At 66.9% G+C, this 24,246-nt stretch carries 24 protein-coding genes; 15 read left to right on the plus strand and 9 right to left on the minus strand.

The window, feature by feature from the left end; translation table 11 throughout:
- Window positions 1-9 precede the first annotated feature (9 nt).
- The 3 genes from KPB06_RS02110 (at window position 10) to KPB06_RS02120 (ending at window position 2,697) form a co-directional block, all read left to right on the plus strand.
- Window positions 10-1,149 (plus strand): NAD(P)H-quinone oxidoreductase, encoded by a 1,140-nt coding sequence (locus tag KPB06_RS02110; RefSeq protein WP_185716540.1) that lies wholly within the window; start codon window positions 10-12, stop codon window positions 1,147-1,149.
- 138 nt (window positions 1,150-1,287) lie between these two features.
- Window positions 1,288-2,271, plus strand: coding sequence for a LysR family transcriptional regulator (locus KPB06_RS02115; RefSeq protein ID WP_275905291.1), 984 nt, complete (start codon window positions 1,288-1,290; stop codon window positions 2,269-2,271).
- Window positions 2,272-2,319: 48 nt separating this feature from the next.
- Entirely contained in the window at window positions 2,320-2,697 is a 378-nt protein-coding gene (locus KPB06_RS02120) for a BON domain-containing protein (protein ID WP_099318171.1), read from the plus strand.
- 127 nt (window positions 2,698-2,824) lie between these two features.
- Here KPB06_RS02120 and KPB06_RS02125 read toward each other — a convergent pair whose 3' ends face one another.
- Window positions 2,825-2,980, minus strand: a complete 156-nt coding sequence (locus KPB06_RS02125; RefSeq protein ID WP_006483086.1) for a DUF3309 family protein — start codon at window positions 2,978-2,980, stop codon at window positions 2,825-2,827.
- 203 nt (window positions 2,981-3,183) lie between these two features.
- Between KPB06_RS02125 and KPB06_RS02130 the strand changes: the two genes are divergently transcribed.
- From KPB06_RS02130 to KPB06_RS02155, 6 genes are all read left to right on the plus strand, one after another.
- Window positions 3,184-3,858: a histidine phosphatase family protein gene (locus KPB06_RS02130; protein ID WP_059645178.1), complete on the plus strand. Its 675-nt coding sequence runs from the start codon at window positions 3,184-3,186 to the stop codon at window positions 3,856-3,858.
- Window positions 3,859-3,877: 19 nt separating this feature from the next.
- Window positions 3,878-4,909 carry a phosphotransferase gene (locus tag KPB06_RS02135; RefSeq protein ID WP_089465896.1) on the plus strand — a complete coding sequence of 344 codons (1,032 nt, stop codon included), beginning with the start codon at window positions 3,878-3,880 and terminating at the stop codon, window positions 4,907-4,909.
- Between the two features lie 78 nt (window positions 4,910-4,987).
- Window positions 4,988-5,752, plus strand: coding sequence for an SDR family oxidoreductase (locus tag KPB06_RS02140; RefSeq protein ID WP_275905292.1), 765 nt, complete (start codon window positions 4,988-4,990; stop codon window positions 5,750-5,752).
- Window positions 5,753-5,759: 7 nt separating this feature from the next.
- Complete coding sequence (locus KPB06_RS02145; protein ID WP_275905293.1) at window positions 5,760-6,518, plus strand: SDR family NAD(P)-dependent oxidoreductase; 759 nt, start codon at window positions 5,760-5,762, stop codon at window positions 6,516-6,518.
- Between the two features lie 39 nt (window positions 6,519-6,557).
- Window positions 6,558-7,802, plus strand: coding sequence for an acyl-CoA dehydrogenase family protein (locus tag KPB06_RS02150; RefSeq protein WP_275905294.1), 1,245 nt, complete (start codon window positions 6,558-6,560; stop codon window positions 7,800-7,802).
- A 61-nt stretch (window positions 7,803-7,863) separates the two neighbouring features.
- Window positions 7,864-8,769, plus strand: a complete 906-nt coding sequence (locus KPB06_RS02155; protein ID WP_275905295.1) for a LysR family transcriptional regulator — start codon at window positions 7,864-7,866, stop codon at window positions 8,767-8,769.
- Between the two features lie 35 nt (window positions 8,770-8,804).
- Here KPB06_RS02155 and KPB06_RS02160 read toward each other — a convergent pair whose 3' ends face one another.
- Both KPB06_RS02160 and KPB06_RS02165 read right to left on the minus strand, forming a co-directional pair.
- The gene (locus KPB06_RS02160; RefSeq protein WP_275905296.1) at window positions 8,805-9,932 is read right to left on the minus strand and encodes a J domain-containing protein; all 1,128 of its coding nucleotides are present in this window, start codon (window positions 9,930-9,932) and stop codon (window positions 8,805-8,807) included.
- Window positions 9,933-10,066: 134 nt separating this feature from the next.
- A complete protein-coding gene (locus KPB06_RS02165; protein WP_104013207.1) occupies window positions 10,067-12,451 on the minus strand; it encodes a DNA polymerase II in 2,385 nt (794 codons plus the stop codon).
- 140 nt (window positions 12,452-12,591) lie between these two features.
- Here KPB06_RS02165 and KPB06_RS02170 point away from each other — a divergent pair, with 140 nt between their 5' ends.
- Window positions 12,592-13,176, plus strand: a complete 585-nt coding sequence (locus KPB06_RS02170) for a TetR/AcrR family transcriptional regulator (RefSeq protein ID WP_104013206.1) — start codon at window positions 12,592-12,594, stop codon at window positions 13,174-13,176.
- 90 nt (window positions 13,177-13,266) lie between these two features.
- Window positions 13,267-14,007: a 3-oxoacyl-ACP reductase family protein gene (locus KPB06_RS02175; RefSeq protein WP_180278277.1), complete on the plus strand. Its 741-nt coding sequence runs from the start codon at window positions 13,267-13,269 to the stop codon at window positions 14,005-14,007.
- Between the two features lie 83 nt (window positions 14,008-14,090).
- On the opposite strand, the gene kdgT is transcribed toward KPB06_RS02175, so the two are convergent.
- Entirely contained in the window at window positions 14,091-15,110 is a 1,020-nt protein-coding gene (gene kdgT / locus KPB06_RS02180) for a 2-keto-3-deoxygluconate transporter (protein ID WP_059574750.1), read from the minus strand.
- 209 nt (window positions 15,111-15,319) lie between these two features.
- Between kdgT and KPB06_RS02185 the strand changes: the two genes are divergently transcribed.
- Window positions 15,320-15,691 (plus strand): SH3 domain-containing protein, encoded by a 372-nt coding sequence (locus KPB06_RS02185; protein ID WP_060968589.1) that lies wholly within the window; start codon window positions 15,320-15,322, stop codon window positions 15,689-15,691.
- Between the two features lie 18 nt (window positions 15,692-15,709).
- Here the strand turns inward: KPB06_RS02185 and KPB06_RS02190 are convergent, their stop codons facing one another.
- Window positions 15,710-17,314 (minus strand): EAL domain-containing protein, encoded by a 1,605-nt coding sequence (locus KPB06_RS02190; RefSeq protein WP_275905297.1) that lies wholly within the window; start codon window positions 17,312-17,314, stop codon window positions 15,710-15,712.
- A 426-nt stretch (window positions 17,315-17,740) separates the two neighbouring features.
- Between KPB06_RS02190 and KPB06_RS02195 the strand changes: the two genes are divergently transcribed.
- Complete coding sequence (locus KPB06_RS02195; protein WP_059574748.1) at window positions 17,741-18,037, plus strand: hypothetical protein; 297 nt, start codon at window positions 17,741-17,743, stop codon at window positions 18,035-18,037.
- A 22-nt stretch (window positions 18,038-18,059) separates the two neighbouring features.
- Here the strand turns inward: KPB06_RS02195 and KPB06_RS02200 are convergent, their stop codons facing one another.
- The gene (locus tag KPB06_RS02200) at window positions 18,060-18,365 is read right to left on the minus strand and encodes a hypothetical protein (protein WP_124862280.1); all 306 of its coding nucleotides are present in this window, start codon (window positions 18,363-18,365) and stop codon (window positions 18,060-18,062) included.
- A 272-nt stretch (window positions 18,366-18,637) separates the two neighbouring features.
- Here KPB06_RS02200 and KPB06_RS02205 point away from each other — a divergent pair, with 272 nt between their 5' ends.
- Entirely contained in the window at window positions 18,638-19,174 is a 537-nt protein-coding gene (locus KPB06_RS02205; protein WP_275905298.1) for a YcxB family protein, read from the plus strand.
- Window positions 19,175-19,263: 89 nt separating this feature from the next.
- On the opposite strand, the gene KPB06_RS02210 is transcribed toward KPB06_RS02205, so the two are convergent.
- The 3 genes from KPB06_RS02210 to KPB06_RS02220 form a co-directional block, all read right to left on the minus strand.
- Window positions 19,264-20,889, minus strand: a complete 1,626-nt coding sequence (locus KPB06_RS02210) for a histidine-type phosphatase (protein ID WP_275905299.1) — start codon at window positions 20,887-20,889, stop codon at window positions 19,264-19,266.
- A 179-nt stretch (window positions 20,890-21,068) separates the two neighbouring features.
- Window positions 21,069-21,503, minus strand: a complete 435-nt coding sequence (locus KPB06_RS02215; RefSeq protein ID WP_275905300.1) for an HAD family hydrolase — start codon at window positions 21,501-21,503, stop codon at window positions 21,069-21,071.
- A 324-nt stretch (window positions 21,504-21,827) separates the two neighbouring features.
- The gene (locus KPB06_RS02220) at window positions 21,828-23,186 is read right to left on the minus strand and encodes an NAD(P)/FAD-dependent oxidoreductase (RefSeq protein ID WP_275905301.1); all 1,359 of its coding nucleotides are present in this window, start codon (window positions 23,184-23,186) and stop codon (window positions 21,828-21,830) included.
- A gap of 100 nt (window positions 23,187-23,286) precedes the next feature.
- Between KPB06_RS02220 and KPB06_RS02225 the strand changes: the two genes are divergently transcribed.
- Entirely contained in the window at window positions 23,287-24,240 is a 954-nt protein-coding gene (locus KPB06_RS02225; protein WP_059574736.1) for a LysR family transcriptional regulator, read from the plus strand.
- Window positions 24,241-24,246 lie beyond the last annotated feature (6 nt).

The following is a 24,246-nucleotide window of genomic DNA, read 5'->3' on the forward strand; positions in this document are numbered from 1 at the left end:
TTCACTTACATGGCGATGCCGCGATTCGGGGATGGCCCGCGAATCGGCCGCGCATCGACGAACGTTGAGGATCATATCGTGACTGATGACGCGAACGCCCTTCCCACTCACATGACGGCGATCGAAATCGTGCGTCCCGGCGGCCCCGACGTGCTCGTGCCCGCGACCCGCGCCGTACCGGCGCCTGGCCCCGGCGACGTGCTGATCCGGATTCACGCGGCCGGCGTCAACGGCCCCGACGTATTCCAGCGCAAGGGGCTGTACGATCCGCCGCCTGGCGCGTCCGACATTCCCGGCCTCGAGATCGCCGGCGAGGTCGTCGCGATCGGGCGCGACGTCACGCGGTTCGCCGTCGGCGATCGTGTCTGCGCGCTGATTCCCGGCGGCGGCTACGCGGAGTACGCGGTGGCGAACGAGAGCAACACGCTCGCGATTCCCGACGGCCTCGGGATGGCCGAGGCGGCGGCGCTGCCGGAAACCTTCATGACGGTGTGGCTGAATCTGTTTCAGCGCGGCGGGTTCAAAGCCGGCGAAAGCGTGCTGATCCACGGCGGCGCGTCGGGCATCGGCACGACGGCGACGATGCTGGCGAAGGCGTTCGGCGCATCGGCGATCGTCACGACCGTCGGGTCGGACGCGCAGCGCGACGCGAGCATGCGGCTCGGCGCGGATCTCGCGATCGACTATCGCAGCGAGGATTTCGTCGACGCGGTCGCGCGCTTCACGGGCGGCAAGGGTGTCGACGTGGTCGTCGACATCATCGCGGGCGACTACGTCGCGCGTAATTTCGCGGCGGCCGCGATGAACGGGCGCATCGTGCAGATCGGCGTGATCAATGGCCCCGCGAAGGAGCTCGACCTGTTTCCGATGCTGACGAAGCGGCTCACGCACATCGGCTCGACGCTGCGCTCGCGCACCTACGCGGAGAAGGCGCAGATCATTCGCGAGCTCGAGGAGGCCGTGTGGCCGCTGATCCGGCAAGGCACGGTCAAGCCGCAGGTCTATCGGCTGTTCGATCTGCGCGACGCGCGCGCGGCGCACGAGCTGATGGATTCGGGGCGGCATATCGGCAAGATCGTGCTGGCGACGCCGGCCGCGGATCGTTCGATTCGGGCGGCCGTCGATGCAAACGCCAAGCATTCCACATGATCGGCCGACGCTTCAGCCCCCCGGTCGGGGGGCTGAAGCCGCGGCGCGGATGGCCCGACAATCGGCGACATCGAATGCGCCGCCGCGCTCCGCCGGCGTGTCGCGTGGATGCAGCACCGGACCGGACGATCAATCGAAATGGACATGCTCGAAAACATGCGGACATTCGTGCGCGTCGTGCAGGCCGGCAGCTTCACCGCCGTCGCGAAACAGGCCGATATGGCGACCGCGCAGGTGTCGCGGGCCGTCGCGAGCCTGGAGGCGTATGCGCAGATTCGGCTGCTGAACCGGACCACTCGAAAAATCGCGCTGACCGACAGCGGGCGCCGCTATTTCGAGCGCCTGCAATCGATCCTGGGCGAGGTCGACCAGGCGAATGCCGAGGCCCGGAACGCGCTGATCCGCCCGTACGGACGCTTGCGCGTGCACACGATGCCGGGGCTCGGACAGAGCCACGTGACCGCGTCGGCGGTCGCCTATCGGGCGCGTTTTCCCGAAGTCGCCATCGAGATGACCTATTCGCAACGGACGCCCAATCTCGTCGAGGAAGGCTACGACGTCTCGGTCGTGACGGCCGCGAGCCTGCCCGACTCCGCCTGCATCGCGCATTCATGCGGCACGTCTTTCAGCGTGCTGGTCGCGTCGCCGGCCTACCTCGCCCGCTACGGCGCGCCGTCCGTGCCCGCCGACCTGGCGCGCCATACCTGCCTGCGCCTCGACACGCCGGCGGAAGCGAACGACGAATGGCTGCTGCACGGCCCCGGCGGCCAGACCGCGTCGCATGCGGTAACGGCCGCGCCGTTTCACGCGAATGCGCCGGAAGCGCTGTCGATCGCGCTGTGTGCGGGACTCGGCATCGGCTCGCTCGCGATCTATTCGGCGATCGACGACCTGCGCAGCGGGCGGCTCGTGCGCGTGCTGCCGGACTACCGGCTGACGATGCTCGACGTGTACGCGATGTATGCGTCGCGCCGCTTCGTGGACGCGAAGGTCCGCACTTTCATCGACCATCTGCGTGCGACGTTGTCGCCCGCGCTGAAAGCCGACGTGCGTGCGCTTGACGCGCTCACGGCGCCGCACGGGCGCGACCGCGCCCGTGGGTTGTCCGGTGTCACGGCCTGACGGCCGGCCCATTCGTCGTACCCGTTCGTTCCTGTCCAGGAGAATCCGATGAAGTCCCGTTTTGCAATCGTCGTTGCAGGTTTCGTTGCGTTGTCGCCGCTGGCCGGTCATGCGCAGTCCGCCACGGCCGCCGCACCCGCCGAGCAGGCGGCGTCGGCGCCCGCGTCGCCACGCGCGGCAAAGAAGGCCGAACGCGCGGCCGACCGTGCATTCGCGAAGAAGGTTCGCCAGGCGATCGTCAGAGCGCCCGGCGTCGGCCATGCGCAAGTCACCGTGTTCGCGAACGCGAAGACGGGCGACGTGACGCTGGCCGGGCAGATCACCGACGAGTCCCAGGATCGGGCCGCAGTGGATGCGGCCCGCCGGGTACCGGGCGTGACGTCGGTGAAGAGCAGGCTCCAGTTGCGTCTGGAGGGCGGCCAGTAACGGGCCGCGTCGACGGCATCGGGTGCATGTCTTCGCGGGCTTCGTCGTGTAAAGAATCCACGGCGAAGGCTGCGGAAGGCACGCACCCGTGCCGGCTGTGACGCGTCCCCTCGCCGGTGCCGGAGCGTCAGATCCGACCGAGCAGCACCAGTATCACGACAATGACGACGATCAGCCCGACGGTCCCCGATGGCCAGTAGCCCCAGCTTCGGCTATGCGGCCATGCAGGAAATGCTCCGATGAGCAGCAGAATCAGAACGATGATGAGGATCGTACCGAGCATCGCATCCCTCCTGGATTTATTCGACACGGTGTGGGCTGACGCAATTCGCGTGCCGCGACGCGGTGGCCGATGAAAGGCGGCGGGAGGGCGTCGTTTGAATGTTCTGAATTCACACGATGAATACCCGATGATTCAAAAAATAAATTTCAAAAATGCCCGCCCGGTCGCTATGCTGGGCCTTCGGTTTTCCTCGGGCGAGTGCAATGGCTGAACTCTTTCTGGTACGGCACGGACAGGCGTCGTTCGGCACCGACGACTACGACCGGCTTTCCGCGGCGGGCGACCAGCAGGGCGCCTGGCTCGGCGAATACTTCGCGCGGCAGGGCCTGACGTTCGACCGCGTGGTCTGCGGCACGATGAACCGTCATGCGCAGACGGTCGCCGCGATCCTGCGCGGGATGGGCCGCGAAGGCGTCGCGGTCGACCGCCATCCGGGCCTGAACGAATACGATTTCCACGGCCTGTTCGCGGCAGCCGCCAGCGACTACCCGGAGATCGCGCGGCTCGCGGCCGGCTCGATGAAGGAGCACTTTCGCGCGCTGCGGCAGGTGCTGCAACTGTGGACCGAGGACAAGCTAGGCGATGCGGCGCCCGAAACCTGGGCTCATTTCCAGCAGCGAGTGGCCGCCGCGCGCGCGGCGATCCGCGCAGGCGGCGGCCGGCGCGTGCTGGCGGTGAGCTCCGGCGGCCCGATCGCGGTGACCGTGCAGCAGGTGCTCGCGGCGCCGCCGTCGAGCGCGATCGCGCTGAACCTGCAGATCCGCAACAGCAGTCTTTCGCAGTTTTTCTTCAACGCCGACGCGTTCCACCTCGCGTCGTTCAACGGTATCCCGCATCTGGAGGATCCCGAACGACACGCGCTGCGCACCTACGGCTGACCCACGAACGATCGCGACGATGACGAACCCTTCCCAGCAACTCGACGTAGCCCGCCTCACGCGCTATCTGGAAACGCACGTGCCGGGCTTCGAAGGCCCGGTCGACACGGAGAAGTTTGCCGGCGGCCAGTCGAATCCGACTTTCCTGCTGAGCGCGAAGAGCGGCCGCTACGTGCTGCGCCGCCAGCCGCCGGGCGAACTGCTGAAATCCGCGCACGCGGTCGACCGCGAATTCCGCGTGCTCACCGCACTGTCGGGCACCGCGGTGCCGGTCGCGCGTCCGTATCACCTGTGCGAAGACCGCGACGTGATCGGCAGCCTGTTCTACGTGATGAGTTTCGAGGATGGCCGGATCTTCTGGGATCCCGCGCTGCCGGAACTGCCGAAGGCAGAGCGCGCGACCTGCTACGACGCGCTCTTGCAGACGATGGCCGCGCTGCACGACGTCGACGTCGAAGCGGTGGGCCTCGCCGATTACGGCCGCCCCGGCAACTACTTCGAGCGGCAGATCGGCGTGTGGACGAAGCAGTATCGCGCGGCCGAAACGGGGCGCCTCGACGCGATGGAGACGCTGATCGACTGGCTGCCGAAAGCGTGCCCCGAGGACACGGGCCGGCCGGCGCTCGTGCACGGCGATTTCCGGATCGACAACCTGATGTTCGCGCGCGACGGCTATCGCGTGCAGGCCGTGCTCGACTGGGAACTGTCGACGCTCGGCAATCCGCTCGCCGATCTCGCGTATTTCTGCATGTGCCTGCGGCTGCCGTCCGGCGGGCAGGTACGCGGGCTCGCGGGCCAGGATCGCGTGGCGCTCGGGATTCCCGACGAAGCGGCGATTGTCGCGCGCTACTGCGAACTGCGCGGCATCGCGCCGATCCGCGACTGGCATTTCTACCTCGCCTTCAGTTTCTTCCGGCTCGCGGCGATCGCGCAGGGCGTGAAGGCGCGCGCGCTGCAGGGCAACGCATCGAGCGAGCAGGCGCTGCGCGTCGGCGAAATGGCCGGCCGGCTCGCCGAGCTGGCCGTCGGCGTGATCGACGCGCATCGCTGACGTCGCCGCGAAGCGTCGCGATTGCGACGCTCGTCGAGCGGCGACACGACAACACAATCAATGGAGGAGCACAGCAACATGGCAACGAACCTGTTCGACCTGACGGGCAAGATCGCACTGGTGACGGGCGCGAGCCGCGGCATCGGCGAGGAAATCGCGAAGCTGCTCGCGGAGCAGGGCGCGCACGTGATCGTGTCGAGCCGCAAGCTCGACGACTGCCAGGCGGTTGCGGACGCAATCATCGCGGCGGGCGGTCGCGCCGAAGCGCTGCCGTGCCACGTCGGGCGGCTGGAGGACATCGCCGCGACGTTCGAGCACATCCGCGGCAAGCACGGCCGTCTCGACATCCTCGTGAACAACGCGGCAGCGAACCCGTATTTCGGGCACATCCTCGATACCGATCTCGCCGCGTACGAGAAGACCGTCGACGTGAACATCCGCGGCTACTTCTTCATGTCGGTCGAAGCCGGCAAGCTGATGAAGACGCACGGCGGCGGCGCGATCGTCAACACCGCGTCGGTGAATGCGTTGCAGCCGGGCGACCGGCAAGGCATCTACTCGATCACGAAGGCGGCCGTCGTCAACATGACGAAGGCGTTCGCGAAGGAATGCGGGCCGCTCGGCATCCGCGTGAATGCGCTGCTGCCGGGCCTCACGAAGACGAAGTTCGCGGGCGCGCTGTTCGCCGACAAGGACATCTACGAGACCTGGAAGGCGAAGATTCCGCTGCGCCGCCACGCGGAGCCGCGCGAAATGGCCGGCACCGTGCTGTATCTCGTGTCGGACGCGGCGAGCTATACGAACGGCGAATGCATCGTCGTCGACGGCGGCCTGACGATCTGAGCGCGCGATGAGACTCGACAGCTACGCGGGCCAGGCTGTGATGATCACCGGCGCCGCGAGCGGCTTCGGCGCGCTGCTCGCGAGCGAACTCGCCGCGATGGGCGCGCGGCTCGCGCTCGGCGACCTGAACGGCGAAGCGCTCGAACGCGTGGCCGCGCCGCTGCGCGCGGGCGGCGCCGACGTGATCGCGCAGCGCTGCGACGTGCGCATCGAAACGGACGTCGCGTCGCTGGTGCATGAAGCCGTCGCGCGCTTCGGGCGGCTCGACGTCGGCATCAACAACGCGGGTATCGCACCGCCGATGAAGGCGCTGATCGACACCGACGAAGCCGACCTCGACCAGAGCTTCGCGGTGAACGCGAAGGGCGTGTTCTTCGGGATGAAGCACCAGATCCGCCAGATGCTCGCGCAGCGCGAAGGCGTGATCCTGAACGTCGCGTCGATGGCCGGCCTCGGTGGCGCGCCGAAGCTGGCCGCGTACGCGGCGTCGAAACATGCGGTGGTCGGGCTCACGAAGACGGCCGCGCTCGAATACGCGCGCCACGGCATCCGCGTGAACGCGGTGTGTCCGTTCTACAGCACGACGCCGATGGTCACGGACAGCGACATCGGCGAGCGCCAGGATTTCCTCGCGCAGGGCTCGCCGATGAAGCGGCTCGGCCGGCCCGACGAAATCGTCGCGACGATGCTGACGCTGTGCGCGAAGGAAAACACTTATCTGACCGGGCAGGCCGTCGCCGTCGACGGCGGCGTCTCGGCCGTCTGAACCGGACGAACGGAAACACGCAATCTCGAGGAGTCGATCATGGACTTTGGCTACACCCCGAAAGTGGAAGCGCTGCGCGAACGCGTGCGGGCATTCATGGACGCGCACATCGTGCCGCGCATCCGTCAGTGGAACGACGAAGTGCATGCGGGCCAGTATCCCGTGTCGTTCATGGAGGAGCTGAAGGAACGCGCGAAAGCGGAAGGGCTGTGGAACCTCTTCCTGCCGCATTTGAAGGACGACGAGCCCGGCACGGGCCTGACGAACCTCGAATACGCGCCGCTCGCCGAGGTCATGGGGCGCGTGAGCTGGGCGTCGGAAGTGTTCAACTGCAACGCGCCGGATACCGGCAACATGGAGCTGCTGCACATGTTCGCGACGCCCGAGCAACGCGAACAGTGGCTGCTGCCGCTGCTGCGCGGGGAAATCCGTTCGGCGTTCGCGATGACGGAGCCCGACGTCGCGTCGTCGGATGCGACCAACATCACGACCCGCATCGAGCGCGTGGGCGACGAGTACGTGATCAACGGCCGCAAGTGGTTCATCACGAACGCCGCGCATCCGAACTGCAAGATCTTCATCGTGATGGGCAAGACCGATCCCGATGCGGAATCGCACCAGCAGCAGAGCATGATCCTCGTGCCGCGCGACACGCCGGGCGTGACGGTCGTGCGCAACATCACGGTGGTCAATCACTACGCGCCCGAGGGGCACTGCGAGATCACGTTCGACAACGTCCGCGTGCCGGCGCGCAACTTGCTCGGCGAGGAAGGCAGCGGCTTCGCGCTCGCGCAGGCGCGCCTCGGGCCGGGTCGTATCCACCACTGCATGCGTTCGATCGGCGCGGCCGAGCTGGCGCTGGAGCTGATGGTCGACCGCGCGCAGTCGCGCGTCGCGTTCGGCAAGCCGCTGAACCGGCACGGCACCGTCGGCGAATGGATCGCGCGTTCGCGCATCGAGATCGACCAGGCGCGCCTGCTGGTGCTGAAGGCCGCGTGGATGATCGACAAGGTCGGCGCGAAGGCGGCGCGCAAGGAAATCTCGATGATCAAGGCGCTCGTGCCGACCGTCTACACGGACGTGTGCGACCGCGCGATGCAGGTATTCGGCGCGGCGGGCCTGAGCCCCGATACGCCGCTGGCCGACCTGTGGACCTGGGGCCGCGCGCTGCGCTTCGCCGACGGCCCGGACGAGGTGCACCTGCAGGCGATCGCGCGGATGGAGATCAAGGACGGCGAACCCGGTGCGACCGCGCCGTACCTGACGCCGCCGCCGCGCGGGTGAGCGGCGCGACGTGGACGAACGAATGGCGCCCGCCGTAAGATCTCGGCAAGGAGATTCGGCGATGCGTCTTTCGAAGATTGATCTGAACCTGTTCGTCGTATTCGAGGCGATCTACAACAAGCGCAACCTGACGCGCGCGGCCGAGGTGCTGAACCTCACGCAGCCGGCCGTCAGCAACGCGCTGGCGCGACTGCGCAAGACGCTGAACGATCCGCTGTTCGTCAGCACGCCGGCCGGGATGATGCCGACGCCGATGGCCGAGAACATCGTCGGCCGCGTACGCGAGGCGCTGCAACTGCTCGATTCGAGCGCGCACGAAGGCGACGTGTTCGATCCGGCTACTTCGGAGCGCGTGTTCCGGCTCAGCATGAGCGACCTGACCGAAGCGCTGCTGCTGCCGGCGCTCGGCGAGCTGCTGCAGGCGCATGCGCCCGGCATGCACGTGCGCAGCTATACGATGGACCGCCGCGAAGTCGCGACCGCGCTCGCGAACGGCTCGGTCGACATCGCGATCGACGCGCCGCTGATCGGCGATCCGCATCTGCACCAGGCGCTGCTCGTGCAGGACCGCTACGCGTGCATGATCCGCGACGATCATCCGTTCAAGGGCGACACGCTGACCATGGACGACTACCTGTCGATGGGGCACATCCACGTGTCGAGCCGCCGCAAGGGTAGCGGGCACGTCGACGCGGAACTGACGCGGCTCGGGCTGCGCCGCAACATCCAGATGCGCGTGCAGCACTACATGGTCGCGCCGCTGATCGCGATGCGCGGCGATCTCGCGTTGACCGCGCCGTTGCGGCTCTTGCAACGCTATCCGGCGCGGATTCTCGAACTGCCGTTCGAGATGCCGGGGCTCGACTACTTCTGCTACTGGCATCGCAGCGCCGACCAGGATCAGGGGAGCCGGTGGCTGCGCGAGCAGTTGATGACGCTGATGGGCGGGATCGGCGACGGGCGGTGACGCGTGGCGTGCGTTCGCCGATACCTCAGTGCCGCTCAATACGAATCGTCGTCGAAGCGCGACGATGCCGGCCGACGCTTCATGTCCTTCAACCAGCCCCGGACCTGTTCCGGATCCTCGAACTCGCGCAGCGCGACGCTCAGATCCTGGTTGCTGCGCTGCATGCCGGCAATGTCGCGCGCGAGCATGCGCAGCACGGTATCGGGCGCGACCTTGGTGGACGACGCGATGCCGTAGGTCCGCCGGAAGTCGTTCTCGACGTGCACGATCTCCTGGTCGAGCTCGCGCAGTTGTTCCTCGAGGATACCGTTGTAGCGCGTGAGTCGCGCTTCGCCGAGGCCGTCGATCGCGCGCCGGTCGATCTGTTCGATCTCCAGCTGCAACTCGAGCAGTTGCAGCAGGTTGCCCTTCTCGTACGCGCGGTTGACCCGCTGCATCAGCACGGTCTTGCGTTGCTGCTCCTGCGGATCGGTTTCGCGATCGGGATGCAGCGCGCTCGCGAGCTTGCGATAGATCTCGCGGATCGACTTGCTCGACTCGGCCCGCTCGGCTTCGATCCGGGCCTTCGCGGCCGATTGCTTCGGTGCTTTCTTGCGCTTCGCGCGCTGGGCCTCGCGGGCCGCGTGAGCGGCCATGTCGCGCTCGAACTGCGCGTCTAGTTCGGCCTGCATGCGTTCCGCGAGTTCGTCGGGTGACAGCGCGTCGAGATCGTCCAGCGGTTGCGATTGCGGTTCGGCTTCCCGTGCCGGTTTCGCCGGCTCGGGATCGGCCGCGGCGGCGCCGACGTTTCCGGACGCGGCATGCCGGTTATAGATGATCTTCAGCGCCGGGTCGTCACTCACGTTCAGCAAATCATTCGCCATGTCGGCGATCAACTCGGACAGCATGCGCTGCTCGGCCTTGCTCAGGCCCTTCTGCAGAAACGCGTCGTCGAGCAGATGAATCAGCCGGATGCGCAGCGCCGTCGCTTCCTGTTCGAGCGGCAACAGCCCGTCCACGAACTTCTTCTGGAATGCCGGCATCACGGCTTCCCACGCGCCGAGCCGCTCGCGCCGCTTTTCGATCTGCTTGACGAGCGTATTGAACGTTTGCTGGGCTTTCGACAGGCTGGCTGTCTCGTGGCCGGGCGCGATGGCGACCGCGGCACCGCGACGTGCGGTCATGATGAGTGTCCTCCGGCCGCGGCGGGACGCGCGGCAGGCCGGTATTTTAGCCGGATGCCTGCGGGGCGGCGCGCAATGGGCGCTTCCCGGCGGGCCGCCGCGGCGTTCTCGTGTTCGCGCCGGATCGTGGGCCGTCAATCGCCGAACAACTGCCCCTGCCCCGAGATCACGCGTTCGAAATCGTCGCGCAGGAACGGCAGGATCGCATCGGCGACGGGCTGAAGCTGGCGGCTCAGGTAGAACGCGTAGTCGATCGGCGAGCGCATCGTCTCGAGCGGCTCGGGGCCGGCCGTCGTCATCACGTAGCTGATCCACCCGCCGCGCTGATACTGCAGCGGCCGGCCCCGCGCATGATTGAACTCGTCGGCGATGCGCGCCGCGCGCACGTGCGGCGGCACGTTGCGCTCGTATTCGCGCAGCGGCCGGCGCACGCGCTTGCGGTAGACGAGCTGATCGTCGAATTCGCCGGCCAGCGTGCGCCGCACGTAGTCGCGAATGAAATCCTGATACGGCTCGCGCCTGAACACGCGCCGGTACAGCTCGCGCTGGAATTGCTGCGCGAGCGGCGTCCAGTCGGTGCGCACCGTTTCGAGCCCCTTGAACACGAGGTCCTCGCCGCCGTCGGCGGTCGCCGCGAGCCCCGCATAGCGCTTCTTGCTGCCTTCTTCCGCGCCGCGCACGGTCGGCATCAGGAAGCGGCGGTAATGCCGTTCGTATTGCAGTTCCAGCGCGCTGTCGAGCCCGAACTGCTCGCGCAGGTGGGTATGCCACCAGCGATTCACGTGTTCGACCAGCGCGCGGCCCTTGGCGCCGGCTTCGTCGTCGTCGTGCGCGCGGCCGAGCCATACGAACGTCGAATCGGTATCGCCGTAAATCACTTCGTATCCCTGACCTTCGATCAGTTTGCGCGTGCGATGCATGATCTCGTGGCCGCGCATCGTGATCGACGACGCGAGGCGCGGGTCGAAGAAGCGGCAACCCGTCGAGCCGAGCACGCCGTAAAACGAATTCATGATGATCTTCAGTGCCTGCGACAGCGGCGCGTTGCGCTGCCGCTTCGCGTCGTCGCGGCCTTCCCACACGCGGCGCACGATGTCGGGCAGGCAGTGCGCGGTGCGCGAGAAACGCGCCCCGAGAAAACCGGGCACCGATGCGTCGTCGCCGGGATGCGCGAGCCCTTCGATCAGGCCGACGGGATCGATCAGGAACGTGCGGATGATCGACGGATAGAGGCTCTTGTAGTCGAACACGAGCACCGAGTCGTACAGCCCGGGCCGCGAATCCATCACGAAGCCGCCGGGGCTGTTCTGCCCCGTCACGTCGCCGAGGTTCGGCGCGACATAGCCGAGCCGGTGCATGCGCGGCAGGTACAGGTGCGTGAACGCCGCGACCGAGCCGCCGGTGCGATCGGCAGCCAGCCCCGTGACGCTCGCGCGTTCCAGCGCGAAGGACAGCAGGTCGGCCTTGTCGAAGATGCGCGTGACGAGCTCGCAATCCTTCAGGTTGTAGCGCGCGAGCGCGGGCTTGTCGTGATCGAAGCGGCGCTGGATCTCGTCCATCCGCTGGTACGGGTTGTCGATCGACTTGCCTTCGCCGAGCAGCGCTTGCGACACGTATTCGAGGCTGAACGACGGGAAGGTCCACGTCGCGGATTTCAGCATGTCGATGCCGTCGAGGATCAGCCGGCCGGCCGCGCCCGCGAAGAAGTGGTCGGGCTGCTGGCCGTGCGCGCGCCAGTCGAGCACGCTGCCGCCGCGCCCGAGCTTCAGCGGGATGCCGTACTGCTCGGAATGGGCATGCAGGATGCGCAGGTCGAACTGCACGAGGTTCCAGCCGATCACCGCATCGGGATCGTGCTCGTCGAACCAGTCGTTCAGCCGCGCAAGCATCGCGGGCCGGCTGTCGCAGTAGTCGAGGTCGAAGTCGAGGGGGCCTGCGTCGCTGCTTGCATCGCCGTTCGGCGGGCCGAGCATGTAGACCTGGCGCTGCCCGCAGCCTTCGAGCGCGATCGAGTACAACTCGCCGTGGATGCTGGTTTCGATGTCGAGCGACACGCAGCGCAGCGTGGGGCGGTAACCGGTGGCGGGCTTCAGCTCGCCGCCGGTCAGCGTGCCGTCGCGGCCGGGCTGGCCGCGAAACGCCACGCACGCGGTGATGAAGCGCTCCATCGCATAGCGGTCGGGCGGCTGCACGTCGGCTTCGTACACATCGACGCCGGCGGCGGCCAGACGCTTCTGGAGTCCCGACAGATGACGGTAGCGCTTGCAATAGAGGCCGACGACCGGGCGCTGCCGGAAATCGCGCAGCGCGAGCGGACGCAGCTCGGCGTCGCGCTCGCCGGCCAGCGTGCGTTCCGCGAGCGCCTGCTGCTCGGCCGGGATGAACGCGACGGCTTCCTGCGGGCGCAACCGCACGCGGCGCGGGCCGTGTCCGGTTGCCAGCCAGAACTCGATCTCGATGCCGGATGCGGTGTCCCGCCAATGGCGGGTAAGGATGAAGCCCTGCTCGAACGCCGTCAAAACGCTTGCTCGTCGTGGATGCCCAGGCGGCGGATTTTAGCGCTTGGGCGGCGGATATGCCGACGTCACCGCGGACAAAAAAAGGGGCGGAGCGACGTCGAATTATTGACTGATGTGTCCATAACGCCTATTCTGCCGCCATGGTGAGACCACGTGAATTCGATCGGGACGAGGTGCTGGAGCGCGCGCTGCGCGTGTTCTGGGAAAAGGGCTACGCCGCGACGTCCACTGACGACCTGCTGAGCGCAATGCAGATCGGCAGGCAGAGCCTCTATAACGCGTTCGGTGACAAGCGCAAGCTGTACGTCGAAGCGCTTGAACGTTATCAGTCGGAGAGCGTGTCGGGCCACATCGCGCGCCTGACGGCGCCGGCGTCCGCGCTCGCGGGCATCGAGGCGTTGCTGCTCGGCGTGATCGCCGTCAACGCGGCCGAACGTGTGCTCGGTTGCATGGGGGTCAATGCGATCTGCGAATTCGGCGCGGCCGATCCCGAACTGGTCGGCTTGCGTGAGAAGGCCGGTGCGATGCTACATCGGCAGGTCGTCGCCCGCATTCGTGAAGGGCAGGATGTGGGCGAGATCGCCCCTGCGCTCGATGCGCGCGAGGCCGCGAACTTCGTCCTGACGACGATGTACGGGATCCAGCTCGGTGCGCGCGCCGGCGCGAAGCCGCAGGCGTTGCGCGCCACCGCCGGCTTTGCGGCCGACCGGCTCAGGGCGCACTGATATCGATGCAGGCAGGGCAACGCGCCGGCATGAGAGCCGGCGCTTTTTTGTGGGAAGTTATTGACTGATCAGTCCATTAAGGAGCGAAGCATGACAGGCAATTCCGAGGGTATGCACAAGGCGGCGATCGTGTTTGGCGGCTCGCGTGGGATCGGCGCGGCCATCGCGCGGCGGCTTGCGGCCGACGGCGCGAATGTCGCGTTCACCTATGTCTCGGCGCCGGAGCGCGCGCACGAGACCGCGGCCGCGATCGAGGCGCGCGGGCGAGCCGCGCTGGCGATCCGTGCCGACAGCGCGGATGCGGACGCAATCCGGCAGGCCGTCGCACAAGCAGTCGAACGTTTCGGGCGGCTCGACGTCGTCGTGGTCAACGCGGGCATCCTGAAGCTGGGAGACGTGGCCGACGTGAGCGTCGACGATCTCGACCGGATGCTCGCGGTCAACGTGAGAGGCGTATTCCTGGCCATCCAGGCCGGCGCTGCGCATCTCGCGCGCGGCGGCCGCATCGTCACGATCGGCAGCAATACGGCCGTGCGCAGCGGACATCCGGGTTCGAGCGTCTATTCGATGACGAAGGCCGCGGTGGCCGTGATGGTCAAGGGCATCGCCGTCGATCTCGCACCGCGCGGCATTACGGTCAACAACGTGCAGCCGGGGCCTGTCGAGACCGACATGACGGCCGATCATCTCGACCAGATCCGTCCGTTGATTCCGCTGCAGCGCGCCGGCAGTGGGGACGAGATCGCATCGCTGGTGGCGTGGCTCGCCGGTTCGGAATCGGGCTACATGACGGGTTCGAGCCTGACGATCGACGGCGGGATGGCGCTGTAGCTCGAAGAAGCACGCGAAACCGTTGCGCGACGCGCCGTTGGGTGCGCATTGAATTGGCCGGTTCGAGCGCGAACCGGCCCCGCTCAAACATGCCCCTCATGCTCGATCGCCCCACCATTCCCGACTGGCGCCGCGACCCTCACCGGCACGCCTGCCGCCCGCGCTGCCCGCTTCGCCCACATCGCCGTCAGAATCGGCACGAGAATCGCCGTCACGAGGCACGCGGTCGCGACGATCGCCGTCGCCGCCGGCACCATCGGCTTGAACTTCGGAATCATCTCGCCGATGATCGCCGGGTTCGCGACCGCGGCGCCGGCCGTCGACGACGCGGCCAGCCCGGCCGTCCCGTTACCGCCGCCGATCACCTTGTCCGCCAGCATCAGCGGCACGCCCGTCACGACGATCACCGCGAGCCCGAGCGCGATGCCCGGCAGCCCGCTCTTCGCGATCACGTTCAAGTCGATGCCGTTGCCGAGCGCGAAACCGAAAAACGGGATCAGCGGATGCACGCAGCGCCCGAACAATTCGCGCAACGCCACATCGAGGTTGCCGAGCGTGAAGCCGATCAGGAACGGCAGCACCGCGCCGACGAAGAGCCGCGTCTCGAACACCGCGACCCCCGCCGCGCCGAGAATCAGCATGCTGACGAGTGGCCCCGATTCGATCGACATCAGCACGAACGCGCCAGCCTCTTCCTTGCTGCCGTACTGCTGCATCACGGCCGCGTAGAGGCCGCCGTTGGTCATGTCCATCGAGGTCGTGATCGCGAGCAGCGACAGGCCCGCGAACAGGCCGGTGCGGATGCCGTCGTCGGGGATGAACCGCGCGGCGATCACCGTCGCGAGCCACGCGACCACGATCTTCGTCGCGAGCAGCGTGCCCGATTTGCGCAGCACGACGCCCGCTGCGCGCAGGTTGATCGTCGCGCCCATGCAGAAGAACCACACGGCGAGGATCGGCACCGTGCCGGCGATCAGGCCGTTGGTGAACGAGCCGAAGTACTTGCCGGCGTTCGGCGCGAATGTATGCACGCACGCGCCGAGCAGCATCGGGACCAGCATGAGCCCGCCCGGAATGCGGTCGATGGCCTGTTTCAGCTTCACGTCTCCTCCGTGGACGTCGATGCGTCCCGTTGTCGAATGATGTCTGTTGACTGACTATAGGACATGTTTCGGCATGGTGGTCCGTTTTTGTGAATGTCGACGGCGGTCGTATCATCCGGAAGCGACGACGGTCGCGCGGGATCGAGCGTGTGCCGGCCGCGAACCGGCAAAACGAAAAAACGAGACGGCGCAAAGAACGAATGAAACAGATGAAAATGACGATGCGCATGGGCATCGCGATGCTGGTGCTCGGCGCGGGCCTGGGCGCGAACGGCGCGCACGCAACGAGCACGGTGGACTGCGGGAAGCTCGATGCGGCCACGAGCGGCCCGGACGACAACTTCCGGCCACCGGCGTCCGGCACGGTCGTCGGTACGGGGCGCGCGTATTTCCATTCGGCGCCCGACGCGCGGTGCGTCACGAAGCGGACTTTCATCGTCCCCGGCGATTCGGTGACGGTCTACAAGTCGCACGGGCGCTGGTACGACATCATGTACGTGAACGGCAAGACCGGCGACGACTTCGAAGGATGGGTCGAGCAGGACCGTGTGCGCCTCGGCGGTCAGTACGGCGCGCAGTAGCCGCCGGCCGCGGCGGCGCTACGCGGTCGCCCATGCGAAATCGCGCTCGAGGTTTTCCGCGCGCTGCGGCCGCTGATACAGGTACCCCTGCGCGTACTGGATCCCGACCGCATGCAGCGCGCGATGCTGCGCCTCGGTCTCCACGCCTTCCGCGATGATCTTCAGGCCGTAGTGATGCGCGACGGCCGCGATTCCCTCGATCAGCCTCGCGCTGCCGCCGTCCAGTTGCGACACGAACTGTCGATCGATCTTCACGTAGTCGAACGGAAAGCGCGACAGCATGTCGAGATTGCTGTGATGCGTGCCGAAATCGTCGATCGCGAACTTCGCGCCTTTCGACCGCAGCGCATGGAAGATCTCGGTGGTGCGCGCGTTCTTCTCGAGCAGGATGCGCTCGGTGACTTCGAGCACCAGCGTGAAGCCGGGCGGCAGCGCGCGAATCGCGTCCTCGACGACGGCCACGAACCGCGCGCGCTCGAGATCCTGCGGCGCGACGTTTACCGCGATGCGCACCGGCGCGGACGGCGTCAGCGCGGTCAGTTCGGATACGGCCGTGCGCAGCACGAATTCGGTGATCTTCGGCAACATGGGGCTCGATTCCACCTGCGGGATGAACGCGGCCGGGCTGATGGCCCCCCACTTCGGATGCTGCCAGCGCAACAGCGCCTCGACGCCGACCGTCCTGCGCGTCTGCACGTCGACGATCGGCTGGTACACCACATGGAACTCGTTGCGCCTGAGTGCGTGGCGCACGGCTTTCAGCAGCAGCCGCCGCGGCGCCATCGCGAGCAGGTAGGCGGCCATCACGAGGCTGTCGGCCAGCAGCACGATCGTCGCGCAGATCAGCCGGTAGTGGCGCTGGACCTGTGACGCGTAGCGCGCCGATGCGACGACCGACACCGTGAACGGCCAGCGCCGCGAGGCCATCGTGCTGCCGCCCGCGGGGCCTGCATCCGTTTCCGGCGCGAACGCACCGTGCTGATCGAGACGCCCCGAGCCCGCGATCGACAGCGTGGCCGTTTCCGCTTCGTTGCCGGCGCCGCGCGCGAGCGCGTCGGCCACGTAGTCGCCTTCGATCAGGTACAGGACGCCCGCGCCGCGCGCGGTGGCGCGGAACGCGGACAGCACCGGAACGCCATGCTGGAACGGCGTCTGACGCAGCAGCGTGACGATCGTCGATCCCGGTTCGGGTTCGCGCGCGTACGCGGCGAGCGGCAGGTCGATCGAGCCGAGCGCCGACGAGCATGTGACGCGACCGTCGCTCACCAGTGCGACGGCACGCAGATAGCGCAGGCGAGTGCTCACTTCGGCAAGTGACCGGAACACCGTCGCGCACGGCCGTCCGACGAGCGCGGTCAACTCGTCCGCGTGTCGGAGGCGCACGCCGTCCAGAATGCGATCCACGGAGGCCACGATGTCGTTTGCCACGACACGCTCGTGCGCGGTGACGGCATCGCGCGCATAGCGGTCGGCCAGCATGATCGCAAGCACGGGCACGAGCACGCAGATGATCACGGCGGCGAAAAAGACGCCGCGCGGCCACGCGCCGCTGCGCTGGAAAAGGGGCTTCGAGCCGGGCGTGAGCGCCCACAGTCGTGCGATTGCCTTTGATGTTGTACGCATGGCGTGGCAAGTCGAACTGGTCGATGCGCGAACGGCGCGCATGCCGCATGCCTGATGCCGGCCATGCGGCTTCGCGCGCCGGTTTCGGGACGCCGATCGATTTGGCCGTCGCGACGGCATCGGGTGAGCCTGTCGCGATCGGCCATTCATCTGGCAGCATTGCTCAATAACATGCGCGCATCAAGCATGTATATCGACGCAGCGTACCGAAAAAAGCCCCGGCCGCACAGTGTGTGCGGCCGGGACAAAAGACACCGTCTCTTGGCACGAGGATGGTGCGCGGCCAGTATAAGATGCGGCGCGCCATTACGAAATATTATTGTCTAAAAATTGGCGCGGTTTTGTGATTGTGTCTCAAAAAGAAACATTTCAATGTGACGCCGTGGCCGGCAGTCTGCCGCCAGCGCGTCAAACCGGAGCGTTGTGATGGAAGAAAATGCCGCACCCACGGTCGTCGTGACCGATGGCGCCGCCGTGGCGGACGGCGGTTCGCTGTGGATCCGGATTTCTGTGGACGGAGAGACCCGCGACTATTCGCTCGATCGCGCACTCGCGTCGCGCGGTACGCCGAGCTACGACAGCATCCGCGGCGCGCACGGCGTGCTGTCGAACGACGAACGACGCGAATTGCGGCGGTTGCTGGCGCGCATCGCCGACCCAGCGATGTGGCGCGGCATCGTCGGCACGTTCATCGAGGTGCTGGAGCGGCCCGACGAGCCATGAACGAGGCGGGGCCGGCCGGGATTCAGAAATCGTCGCGCATCTTGTGGAGCAGGCCGCTCGGTGACTGATGCGTGTCCACGGCGGTGAGAACGTCGGTCAGGAACCACGGCAGGTTCAGCTGCGTGTCGGAATCGCCGACGCAGACGCGGATCGGCGGCGCGCTGGAGAGAGAACGGGCGCCTTGTGCGGCATCCCGCGACGGTACGCAATTCTTCGCGTATGCGTGAGCCGAAGCCGGCGCGACGGCTCCGGAGGGCGTACCGGCGATGGCCGACAGGCTGATGGCGGCAAACAGGGTCAGGGCAGCGGCGAGGGCGACGCGTTTCATGGGGATTCTCCGACGATGCTCGTTCGACCGTGCGAGCCGATGCGAGTTCGCCCCGACAGGATCGCTCAGCCGCCCGCGCCGGCCGCCGGCTGCGCCCCGCGTGGACGTCATTCACGCAGGTATATTGTCGCCGTGCATCGACCGGCAGGCGATATCGCGCGGCTTCGTTTGCACGTCATCGTGCGCGTGCACTGCCGGCCGTCTGGATCGCGCAGCCCGCGGTGACGCATCCACAGCAAATCCAGGAACCAGACAACATTCCGAGCCCGCCCATGCCCACGAGCGATACCGAAGTCGTTTTTCAAATAACCCCGGATGATCTCGTCCACGCATACCGCCTGAATCTTTGGCGCAGGTACAACGGGAAAGCCCTGCTCAAGTCGTTTGCGACTCTTGCGATCGTGTACGTCGTGCTGCTGGTCGGCGGTGTCCGGGTAGCAAGCGGACATTTTCCGGAATGGCGCCATGTCTGGATGGCCGCGGGAATCGCGGCTGTCGTGGCGATCGGCGTGCCCGTTCTGAATCACCTGATCATGCCGCGCGCAGGCCGCAAGATTTACGACCAGCAAAGGGCGCTTCATCAGCGTTACACGGTCATTTTCGAAGGCGACCGCTTCGTTGTCGAAACGCCGACTTCGCGCGACGAAATTCGCTATGCGGATCTCATTCACTGGAGCGAGGATCGTCAGATGATCCTGCTTTATCAGTCATCGGTGATGTTCCGCGTGGTACCGAAGCGCGTGCTGGACGATGGACAACTGGCATTCCTGCGCCAGGCGCTGCTTCAGAACGGCGTGCGCAAGGTCTAGCGGGACGCGGCGTGTGTAGCGAAGTCCGGACGGTCCGCGCCGTCCGGGTTTCAACGTGCGGTTCCGGCCAGAAGGCCCCGCGCATCACGTCACTGATAGCCGTAACACTGCTTCAGCGCCGCGTAGTCGTAGAAGTGGCTGCCCGGCGCGATCTTCGCGCCGTCGCACGCGGCCTGGAAATCCGTCTCGCGCTCGTTGTACAGCATCTTCACGATGAGCCGCGACCCGTTGCGATAGACGTCCCACTGCATGTTCGCGGCCATCGGCGATACCTGATCGCCGCGCCACGGGTTGTTCGCATACGTGTACGTCTGCGACTGAGGCGTCGGCACGAACACGTTCTTCAGGTTCATGATCGACGCGAACGGAATCACGACCTCCGCATGCGTGAAGCGCAGCTTCGCGGCGTGCGTCAGGTCGCCGCGCGCGATCGCGTCGACCTCGGCGAAGAAATCGTCCTGCAGCCCCTTCGCCATCCGGTACGTTACGGGGTTTGCTTCCTGGATGCCGGGGCCCTTCTGGTAGTAGTCCTCGGCATCCTGCAGGTACGCGAGATACTGCGCCTGCTCGGCACCGATGTACTTCTCCATCGTGACGCCGCCGGTTTCAGCGGTCATCGCAGGCGCAACCTGCAGCAGGTTGTACAGCACGTTCACTGCGTCGACGGCCGTCGCGATCTTCGTCTTGCCGTCGCCCTTCAGCGTGTTGGTGAACTTGCCGTCGGTCGACGTGAACGCATAGGTGCCGGTATTCGCGAACGTGTAGCCGTCGGCGCCGAGCTTCGCGATGAAGGCGGGCGACACGAGCGCGGACAGCACCGTTTGCGCGACGTCGGCCGCTTGCGGCGCGGCCTTGATCGCCTTCAGCTTCGCGGCCACCGTCGCGTCGTTTGCATAGGCCTGGTACGCTTGGCTCGCCTGATAGGTCGCGTAGTACGGATCGCTCGCGTCGGTCACGAGATCGGTGGCCGGTTTCAACGCGTGGAAATACAGCAGGAAACGATTGGTGCCGGCCGGCTGCGCGACCGGCGCGCTCGCCGGATAGCCGGACGGCGCGGCCGGCAGCGTGATGGCCGACGCCAGTGCCGGCTGCGCGGCAACGAGCGCCGCCGAGAAATACGTCGAACTGTCGACCGCGCGATCCTGGCCCGAGTTGACCACCACCACCTGCCGGTTGCCGGCGGCGAACAGCGCGGGCAGCCGCTGCGCGAGACGCGCGGCGAGTTGCTGATGTTCGCGGATGCCGGCTTGCGTGAGGTTGCCGTACCCGGGTGTCGAGATGCCCTGCACGCCGTAGCCGAGCAGCGCATTGGCCTTCATCATCGCGTATGTGTCGGCCTTGAGCTGCGCGCCGAGCGCGGTCAGCGCGCCGTCGGCCTCGGCCTTGAGCAGCATCGCGTAGATCGCGCCGTCGTACTTGAAGCCCGACAGCCCGCGCGAGCCGTGACGGGCGACGAGTTCGGTATAGACGGGCGCGTAGCCGGCCGGCGGCGCTTCGTACGTCGCGGCGTCCTGTTGCGGACGGTACGGCGTCTTCGTCTGGTAGTAGGTCGCGGGTGCCGGGGCCGGCGTGGGCTGCGGCTGCGGCTGCGGGGCCGGCGCCGTGCCGTTGTTGTCGGCCGACGTGGCAGGCGCTGTCGAGTCATTCCCGCCGCAAGCGGCGAGCAACAGGCAGGCAATCGTGAGGGCGGCGGCGGTGCGGGTCGGGCGTGTCATCGTGGCGGGCAACGGATCGGACGATGCGCATGCGCGTCGTCCGTTTCCGGGGATGTGATCGAACCCCGAAGTGTCGCAAGCGACTTTGACAGCAGAATGTCAGGATGCGGGTGGGCACGCGCCCGATTGCCGCCGGAGCGACGATGACGGCCGGCCGCGGCCGGCTCGTGTGCCGGCGTTCAGTGCAGCTCGGCCGATGCGATCGAGCGCACCGTATCGGTGATGCTCACGCAGCGCGACAGCCCGAAATGCTCGGCCTCGCGGCGTTCCCGCTCGCTGCTCGCGATCCCGACCGCGCGCTCCGGCGGCACGCCGAGCGCTTGCAGCGCGACATCGAACGGATGCTGATTCGATCCGGACTCCTGTCGATTGGCGTCCGTGACGACGACCGAGAAGCGGTCGAGGTTCGCGCGGCCGAACTGGCCTTCGAACATGTCGCTGAGCCGCGCGGCCGGCAGCGTCGTGACGAGACCGAGTCGATAGCCTTCTTCCGATGCCCGGTCGAGCCACTGGATGATCGCGTCGCGCTGGTTGCGCGATTCGCGCGAATCCGGTGTTGCTTCGATCTGCGCGAATGCTGCGTCGAGACGGGTGACGATGGCTTCGATGACCACGGTGATTCCTTTTCAGAAACGTGATGATCCGTTCGCCGACGGGAATGCCTCACACCTTAGCGTCGATCCGGAAAACGCGACCAATTAATATTTTTAGCCGACTCATACGATCCGACTAATGAATGGGGCGGCCAGCCACAGCGGGCGCGGGATGCGTGTCGCGCGGCATGTCCCGCCGGAATGGCGTCGTATCGGCGGCCTTCAACGTGATGCACCAGTGTGGCGCGCATTGCGGACGAATCACGCATATGCATAGGGAAATACGGCATATCGGGCGATGGCCACGCGATATGCCGTGTTGCGATGCCGTGTGTGAGTCGTTGCTCAGTGCAACTTGATCGACGGCTGGTGACGGCTTTGCAGCCAGTGGCTCAGCGACTGGAACAGCGCGCGCTTCATGCCCACCACGTTGAACAGGTGCTTGCGATACAGGAACTTGTACAGCCCGATCGCCGCCAGCCCGTCGACGATCAGCGAGCGCGAGCGCACGCCGATGCCCGCCTGGTACACGGCGCCCGCGTGCCCGAGCGACACGACGGTGCCCGCATCGCGGAACGTGAAGCCGGCTACCGGCTTGCCGGCGACGCGGCGCGCGAATGCATTGACCAGATACACGGCCTGCTGGTGCGCGACCTGCGCGCGCGGCGGCAGGAACCCGCCCGCACCGGTCGACGGGCACGCGGCGCAGTCGCCGAACGCGTACACGTGCGGATCGTCGGGCGTCTGCAGCGTGTCGGTCACGATCACCTGGTTCGACCGGTTGAGCGCGATGTCGCCGATGTCCCGCAGCATCGCGGGCCCGGCGACCCCGGCCGCCCAGATCGTGATGTCGCTCGCGAGGCGTTCGCCGGTCGCGGTCGTCACGGCATCCGCGCCGACTTCCGCCACGCGCGTATCGGTCAGCACGTCGACGTTCAGCGCGCGAAGCTGCGCGTGCATCTTGCCGGACAACCGTTCGTCGAGCGCCGGCAGGATGCGCGGGCCGCCTTCGATCAGCCGGATGTGCACGTCGCGCGCGGACACCAGCGCCTTGAAGCGGTACGTCGTCAGTTGCTGGATCGCGTGCCGCAGCGCGGCGGCCAGCTCGACGCCGGTCGCGCCCGCGCCGATCACGTTGATGGAGATCGGCGCCGCGCGCCGCGCGGGCTGCTGCTCGGCCAGATGGTTCGCCTTCGTGCACGCAGCGAGGAACTTGCGGCGGAAATCCTCGGCCTGGTCGAGGTTTTCGAGCGGCAGCGCATGACGCTCGGCGCCCGGCACGTTGAAGAAGTTCGTCACGCTGCCGACCGCCAGCACGAGATCGTCATAGTCGAGCGTCCGCTGCGGCAGGACCTCCGTGCCGTCCGCATCCTGCACGGCTGCGATCGTCGCCGTGCGTGCCGCGCGGTCGACCCGCTGCAGCGCGCCCTGCACGAAGCGAAAGCCGTGGCGCTTCGCCTGCGCCGCGTATTCGATCGTGTGGGAAGCCGGATCGCGATGGCCCGACGCGGCTTCATGCAACAGCGGCTTCCAGAAGTGCGTCGGATAGCGGTCGACGAGCACGACTTCGGCTTGCCCGCGGCGTCCGACCGTATCGCCGAGACGCGTGGCGAGCTGCAGGCCGCCGGCGCCGCCGCCGACGATCACGATGCGCGGCAGGCGCGGTGCGCGGTCCGTTGCAAGGTTGGGCGTGGTGTTGTCCATGGTGGGCTCCCGCTGAATGGCGATTCGCATGACATTGCTCAAGAACCGACGATATAGTTTCGTACCCAGTCGAACAATTTAATGTTTATAAGCGACTCATATGTATTCACTTATAGGAAAGACCGCGACGTTCCGGCAGTTGAAGGCGCTGGACATGATCGCGCGGCTCGGCAGCGTGTCGCGCGCGGCCGAGGAGCTGAACCTGACGCAGCCGGCCGTGTCGCTGCAGGTTCGCCTGCTCGAGGAGGCCGTGGGCGCCGCGTTGCTGCAGCGGGTCGGGCGTGGCGTGCAATTGACCGCAGCGGGCGAGATCGTGGCGCGCTACGCGCGCGAGATCCTGCATCTGTGGAGCGAGGCCGGCGACGAAGTGGCCGCGCTGACGGGCGATCTCGGCGGTACGCTGCGGATCGGCGCGATCACGACGGCCGAATACCTGATCCCGCCGTTGCTCGTCAAGTTCACCGCGACGCGCCCGCACGTGAAGACGTATTTCAAGGTCGGCAACCGCGACGACATCATCCGCATGCTCGCGACGCATGAAATCGATCTCGCGGTGATGGGCAGCGCGCCGAAGGAGCTGCGTACGCACGCGGTCGAATTCGCGAAGCATCCGATGGTGTTCGTCGCGGCGCCCGGCCATCCGCTGATGCAGCGCAAGCGCGTCGCGCTGAAGGATCTCGAATCCGCGCACCTGCTCGTGCGCGAACGCGGCGCGGGCACGCGCTCGACCGTCGAGAGCCTGTTCAAGAACGCGGGCTACCGCTTTCATGTGGGCTCCGAACTGTCGAGCAACGAGGCGATCAAGCAGATGGCCGAAGCGGGGCTCGGCGTCGCGTTCCTGTCGTTGCATGCGTGCGCGCTCGAATTGCGCACGGGGCTGCTCGGGCAACTGCCGTTTCCCGGCAACCCGATCGAGCGCGAATGGTATGTGGTGACGCTCGCCGACCGGCGGATCTCGCAGGTGACGGGGCTGTTCCGCGACTTCCTGATCAAGCAGGGCGCGCCGGTGATCGACGGGGCGTCGGCCGCGCCGCACGAGCGGCGGCGCAAGTAGGCGGGG

This window comes from Burkholderia semiarida, from assembly GCF_029268935.1.
Taxonomy (GTDB): Bacteria; Pseudomonadota; Gammaproteobacteria; order Burkholderiales; family Burkholderiaceae; genus Burkholderia; species Burkholderia semiarida.

Excerpts from the sequence above, each read along its gene's own strand:
- KPB06_RS02110 (WP_185716540.1), top strand. The coding sequence starts at position 10 with ATGGCGATGCCGCGATTCGGGGATGGCCCGCGAATCGGCCGCGCATCG.
- KPB06_RS02115 (WP_275905291.1), top strand. The coding sequence starts at position 1,288 with ATGGACATGCTCGAAAACATGCGGACATTCGTGCGCGTCGTGCAGGCC.
- KPB06_RS02120 (WP_099318171.1), top strand. The coding sequence starts at position 2,320 with ATGAAGTCCCGTTTTGCAATCGTCGTTGCAGGTTTCGTTGCGTTGTCG.
- KPB06_RS02125 (WP_006483086.1), bottom strand. The coding sequence starts at position 2,980 with ATGCTCGGTACGATCCTCATCATCGTTCTGATTCTGCTGCTCATCGGA.
- KPB06_RS02130 (WP_059645178.1), top strand. The coding sequence starts at position 3,184 with ATGGCTGAACTCTTTCTGGTACGGCACGGACAGGCGTCGTTCGGCACC.
- KPB06_RS02135 (WP_089465896.1), top strand. The coding sequence starts at position 3,878 with ATGACGAACCCTTCCCAGCAACTCGACGTAGCCCGCCTCACGCGCTAT.
- KPB06_RS02140 (WP_275905292.1), top strand. The coding sequence starts at position 4,988 with ATGGCAACGAACCTGTTCGACCTGACGGGCAAGATCGCACTGGTGACG.
- KPB06_RS02145 (WP_275905293.1), top strand. The coding sequence starts at position 5,760 with ATGAGACTCGACAGCTACGCGGGCCAGGCTGTGATGATCACCGGCGCC.
- KPB06_RS02150 (WP_275905294.1), top strand. The coding sequence starts at position 6,558 with ATGGACTTTGGCTACACCCCGAAAGTGGAAGCGCTGCGCGAACGCGTG.
- KPB06_RS02155 (WP_275905295.1), top strand. The coding sequence starts at position 7,864 with ATGCGTCTTTCGAAGATTGATCTGAACCTGTTCGTCGTATTCGAGGCG.
- KPB06_RS02160 (WP_275905296.1), bottom strand. The coding sequence starts at position 9,932 with ATGACCGCACGTCGCGGTGCCGCGGTCGCCATCGCGCCCGGCCACGAG.
- KPB06_RS02170 (WP_104013206.1), top strand. The coding sequence starts at position 12,592 with ATGGTGAGACCACGTGAATTCGATCGGGACGAGGTGCTGGAGCGCGCG.
- KPB06_RS02175 (WP_180278277.1), top strand. The coding sequence starts at position 13,267 with ATGACAGGCAATTCCGAGGGTATGCACAAGGCGGCGATCGTGTTTGGC.
- KPB06_RS02185 (WP_060968589.1), top strand. The coding sequence starts at position 15,320 with ATGAAAATGACGATGCGCATGGGCATCGCGATGCTGGTGCTCGGCGCG.
- KPB06_RS02190 (WP_275905297.1), bottom strand. The coding sequence starts at position 17,314 with ATGCGTACAACATCAAAGGCAATCGCACGACTGTGGGCGCTCACGCCC.
- KPB06_RS02195 (WP_059574748.1), top strand. The coding sequence starts at position 17,741 with ATGGAAGAAAATGCCGCACCCACGGTCGTCGTGACCGATGGCGCCGCC.
- KPB06_RS02200 (WP_124862280.1), bottom strand. The coding sequence starts at position 18,365 with ATGAAACGCGTCGCCCTCGCCGCTGCCCTGACCCTGTTTGCCGCCATC.
- KPB06_RS02205 (WP_275905298.1), top strand. The coding sequence starts at position 18,638 with ATGCCCACGAGCGATACCGAAGTCGTTTTTCAAATAACCCCGGATGAT.
- KPB06_RS02210 (WP_275905299.1), bottom strand. The coding sequence starts at position 20,889 with ATGACACGCCCGACCCGCACCGCCGCCGCCCTCACGATTGCCTGCCTG.
- KPB06_RS02220 (WP_275905301.1), bottom strand. The coding sequence starts at position 23,186 with ATGGACAACACCACGCCCAACCTTGCAACGGACCGCGCACCGCGCCTG.
- KPB06_RS02225 (WP_059574736.1), top strand. The coding sequence starts at position 23,287 with ATGTATTCACTTATAGGAAAGACCGCGACGTTCCGGCAGTTGAAGGCG.